The 4,341-nt window shown below is 45.5% G+C and carries 4 protein-coding genes; 2 read left to right on the plus strand and 2 right to left on the minus strand.

From position 1 onward, the window contains the following. Positions 1–573, minus strand: a 573-nt coding sequence (locus tag EGI32_RS10650; RefSeq protein WP_255155139.1) for a transposase, incomplete at its 3' end; no start/stop codon positions are given. Positions 574–744: 171 nt separating this feature from the next. Continuing rightward, entirely contained in the window at positions 745–1,482 is a 738-nt protein-coding gene (locus tag EGI32_RS10655) for a hypothetical protein (protein ID WP_255155377.1), read from the minus strand. A 261-nt stretch (positions 1,483–1,743) separates the two neighbouring features. On the opposite strand from EGI32_RS10655, the gene EGI32_RS10660 reads away from it, so the two are divergent. Next, positions 1,744–2,775, plus strand: coding sequence for a LacI family DNA-binding transcriptional regulator (locus EGI32_RS10660; protein WP_255155378.1), 1,032 nt, complete (start codon positions 1,744–1,746; stop codon positions 2,773–2,775). 166 nt (positions 2,776–2,941) lie between these two features. Further along, a partial coding sequence (locus EGI32_RS10665) for a TonB-dependent receptor plug domain-containing protein (protein WP_255155379.1) occupies positions 2,942–4,341 on the plus strand: 1,400 nt, incomplete at its 3' end.

The following is a 4,341-nucleotide window of genomic DNA, read 5'->3' on the forward strand; positions in this document are numbered from 1 at the left end:
ACCGTCCCTATTGAGTCCTACGGCCAGGTAAATGGTTTTGTTGATGACCTTACTATTCTCCCTCACCTTAAAAACGATGCCATCCATCCACACAATTAAATACACCGGCTCCAAGGGCCTGTTCTGCCAGGCAATAACGTCATTGGCTACTGTTTCAGTAATACGGGAGATGGTGGAAGCAGACACTTCAAAATTATAAACTTCTCTTATCTGCTCTTCAATGTCGCTTACACTCATTCCCTTAGCGTAAAGAGATACAATGACGTTTTCTAACCCATCCACCATATTTTGCCTTTTAGGCAGCAGCATCGGGTTAAAAGAAGCATCCCTGTCTCTTGGTACCTGAACGGTAGACTCTCCAAAAGAAGTTTTTACCTGTTTGGCTGATGTACCATTACGGGCATTGGAAGAGCTGCTTTTCTCATGCTTGTCATAACCCAGATGTGCATCAAGTTCAGCTTCCAGGATTTTTTCAATACCCCGCTTTTGGAGTTGGGCTAAAAAACTGTTGAGCTGGTCGCCGGTTTTGAGTTGCTTTAAAAAAGCATCCGTGAGTTGTTGTTCGTTGTCCATAATTAAACTGTGTTTTAAAGTTATAAAAAAAGTGATCAAGAACTTGGGGTACCCCAAGTTCTTGATCACTTACACAGTTTATGAAACAGTACCTTTATCTCTGCGTAAACTCTGGCCACTCATGTTCTCTGCGGTTTAGCCTTCGCCGGCGATCAGGCACCCCGCCACCCTTTACTCTCTCACTATCACCATCTTCCTTCCCGTCATCACAATCTCCTGCTGCCACAGTTTCCTGTCGGCTTTATCGATGCTGAAAACGCTGTAGCTACCGGCGTCATTGCTGATCTCGTCGTGTACCGTTACCAGCCATACCTTATGCCGGCCGTCTTTGGCAGTGTATGTGCCGCTTTCTACTTTTTTTACATAAGCATAGATCAGCCCGCTTTTGTCGGGGCGATAATCGTAGATCGGGATGTTGCAGGTGTAGCCTTCGCTTAGCGGCAACCAGCGTACCAGCGCAGGGTAAATATTACTATCGAAATAGGGTGCCGCCATAGTATCACTTACCACCGTATTCGTCTTTTTTATTTTATCGTTGTAAAACCCCTTCACTATTTTTCCAAACCTGAAACCCATGTCCCTTTGCGGATTGTACGAAGAATGCATGATGGGCTCTAAAGTGGTGATATCGGCCACGGCGGAATCTATCCATGGCGCAGGATTGCTTTTCATCTTCACTTCGGTAACGATCGTCACATTCTTTTTGCCTTTCACCACGTTGGTGCCAATGGTAGCGACCTCAATTTTCATGGTATCTTTTACGGCATACCATTTCATGTTGTACTGCTCATCAACGATCCATTTTGCCTCGAAAGAATTTTTGCCCGGCTCCAGTTTGGTTTGTGCATAGGTGCTGATGCCTGCAAAAGCAACTATGACCGAAGCAACAGTTTTTAAAAAAAGTTTCATGATATTTTTTTTGGTAAATGATGTTTTTTTTATTTCCAGGAACAAAATTGCGATACCCGGAATTACTTTCAGGCACATTTATTATGAATGGTTTATGAATGCCTCGTAAGCATGAGTTTGCCGGATGGATCTCAGGTGTTTTCTTCATATCGCTAAGCCTTCATATCTGACCCCCTGCCCCTTTAAAAAAATTTTTTCTAAAAAATGTGCGGAATTTAAAAAAAAACATATGTTTGCACAAACGATTGTGCTAAAACGTCAATGAGAAATTCTATCACCATAAATGATATTTCCCGCGAAACCAGTGTTTCCAACACTACGGTTTCAAGGGTGCTGAACGGCTTCTCCAGGAAGTACCGTATCAGCGACGAAACGGCGCAGCACGTGATGGAAGTAGCCAAAAAACTGAACTACCGGCCCAACCGCACCGCCGTAAGCCTTCGCAAAAAAGTAAGCAATCTGATAGGCCTGGTAGTACCCGATCTTTCCAACTCATTTTTTACCAACGTAGCAAATATCATTACCAACGAACTGAAGAAAAACGGTTATTCCGTTATTCTTACCGACTGCGGCGATGATGAAAATACAGAGATAGAAGTCGTAAACCTGTTGAACGACCGCCGCATCGACGGCTTACTGGTAATGCCCTGCGGTAAACAGTCTGAACACCTGGAAGACCTCTATGGACAGGGCGTTCCGGTTATTTGTGTTGACCGGTATTTCGAATCATCTCCCCTTTCTTTTGTGGCCACGAACAACTATAGCGGCGCTTACGAAATAACCAAATACCTCATCGGTTCTCATCATAAACATATTGCCTGCATACAGGGATTGGAACATGTAATGCCCAACCTGCAACGGGTAAAAGGGTATATGGATGCCATGAAAGATGCCGGCCTGGAAGAGGAGATCTGCGTGGTTGGTAACGACTTTTCGCAGGAAAACGGTTACCTCGAAACCAAACGCCTCCTGCAAAGATCGCAAAGGCCCACGGCTATTTTCGGATTGAGCAATACCATCATACTCGGTTCACTCAAAGCTTTGGAGGAAGAAGGATTATCGGTACCACAGGACATGTCGCTGGTTACGTTCGATAACGCGGAATACCTTAATTTCTTAAACCCGCCTCTGACCAGCATTGCCCAACCCAATGCGGAAATTGCGCAGATGAGCATCAAGATGCTGCTGGGGATGATACGGAATAAGGAATTACTGGCAGCACAAAGGCCGGAACAGATCCTGCTGAACCCTACGGTCATTCACAGGAAGTCTGTAAAAATATTGAAAGATTAATTGTTTTGCCAAATTGCGCAATCGTTTATCCTGATGGGTAAATAGCTTGCCACACACCGTTTTTTACCAGGCCTTGCGCCTCTGAACATAGTTGCCATAATACGAATACACCGTCCGTCCCCCCTACGATTATTATTTATTACAATTATTAATAAAACGATTGCTTATGAATTTCTTTATTCCAGCAAAGAAGCCTGGCTTTTTCAAGATGTTTATCATCGGGTTTTTCCTCCTGTCGGGTATGGCTGTATCAGCCCAGAATAAAACGTTTTCGGGAACGGTGACCGACCTTGCCGACAAGACAGGTATTCCCAACGTAGCTATCGTGGCAAAGGGATCCAATGCCAGAACAGTGAGTGATAGTGAAGGAAGGTTTACGCTGTCGGTTCCCGAAGGGGTAACGGTGGTGTTCTCCAGCGCCGAGTATGAAAAGGCCGAAGTGGTTACAGGAAGTAACACCACCCTCAACATCACGCTCAGGAAATCGGAGAAGCTTTTGGAAGAAGCGCTCGTGATCGGGTATGGCACTTCTACCAAAAAAGAAACTACGGGCTCAGTATCCACCATCAAAACCAAAGATTTCAACAGCGGGGTATACACCGATGCACTTGGGATGATACAGGGTAAAGTTGCGGGGCTTTCCATCACCAAGCCGGATGGCGCCGACCCTATGGCGAAATATAAAATTATCCTCAGGGGAACCAACACGCTCACTTCCGGCCAGGGGCCGCTCATCATCATTGATGGGGTGATCGGTGGCGACCTCAACAATATCAATTTCAATGAAGTGCTTTCCTTTGATGTATTAAAAGACGGCGCCGCTGCCGCCATTTATGGCACACGTGGTACCAATGGGGTGATCATCATTACTACCAAACGGGCGAAAGCCGGAAGAACGGTGGTGGAGTTAACCAGCCAATTCTCGGTACAGGTAGCTCCTCAGAGTGTAAGTACCCTGAGCGCCGACGAATTTAAATACGCGATCGAAAACTATATGCCTTCAAGGGCCGGCAGTTTGTACGGCGCTAAAACCGATTGGTTTTCGGAGATCACCCGCAAAAACCCGCTCAGCCAAAACTACAACCTGGCAATATCAGGTGGATCGGATTATTTTTCGCACCGCACCACGTTCAATTACGAAAAGACGGACGGTTTGCTGAAAGACAACGGGGTAAAAAAATATCTTCTTAAAACAAATATCAAACAGGCGGTATTCGACAACAGGTTATCGCTCGACTACAACCTGATCCTGCGCACCAGCGAATACACGCCGGCCAACTATAACCTGTTTTACCAGGCATTCATACAAAACCCCACGCAGCCGGTATACGACCCGTCCAACACCAAGGCAGGAGGATATTCCCAATTACAGGCCATCGACTATTACAATCCTGTAGCAATGATGAATGAACGCCAGCGCGAGGGCAAAACATTTGTAATATCACCGAATGTAAGCGCAACGCTGAAAATAATAAAGGGACTTAGCTGGACGAACTTCCTTTCTTACGAAGCGGGTATGTCTAAAGAAACTTCCTATAAAACAAAATACTATCCGCAGATAATCGG

Source organism: Ferruginibacter sp. HRS2-29, from assembly GCF_024343615.1.
GTDB lineage: Bacteria > Bacteroidota > Bacteroidia > Chitinophagales > Chitinophagaceae > Ferruginibacter.

Bases quoted from the DNA above. Each gene is read 5' to 3' on its own strand.
- EGI32_RS10655 (WP_255155377.1), bottom strand. From the start codon at position 1,482: ATGAAACTTTTTTTAAAAACTGTTGCTTCGGTCATAGTTGCTTTTGCA.
- EGI32_RS10660 (WP_255155378.1), top strand. From the start codon at position 1,744: ATGAGAAATTCTATCACCATAAATGATATTTCCCGCGAAACCAGTGTT.